Genomic DNA, 372 nt, shown 5'->3' with positions numbered 1-372 from the left:
TAACTGAAGTGCTGGGCGAACAGTATTTGCTGTCGTGTGTAAAGCACCTGAAACTAATCCGTCTACTTCATCTAAGGCAACCATCATCGTCGCAAGAACTACATTATCTTCAAGTAGAGAGCGCGCCATATCAGGCGCTAAGCCTTTGTGCTTGCGTGCCTCCACCATATGAGGAACGTATCTTTCACGCACTTCGTCGGGGTTGATGACTTCTATTTCATCTAGAAATGTCAGACCTTGTGCTTCAGCAACCAAGCTAATGTCGCTGCGCTCCCCAATCATAACGCATTGAGCGATATTCCTTTCTTGGCAAGCAATCGCAGCAGCAACGGTGCGAGGTTCGTTTCCTTCAGGTAAAACGATACGTTTTTT

General features: G+C 46.8%; 1 protein-coding gene. It reads right to left on the bottom strand.

The genetic code is table 11. From position 1 onward, the window contains the following. Positions 1–372, bottom strand: a 372-nt coding sequence (locus A3762_RS06880) for a phosphate acyltransferase (protein ID WP_255375038.1), incomplete at both ends; no start/stop codon positions are given.

This window comes from Oleiphilus sp. HI0125, from assembly GCF_001635355.1.
The sequence above is the reverse complement of the archived record's forward strand: the minus strand, read 5'-3'. Positions and strand labels throughout refer to the sequence as shown.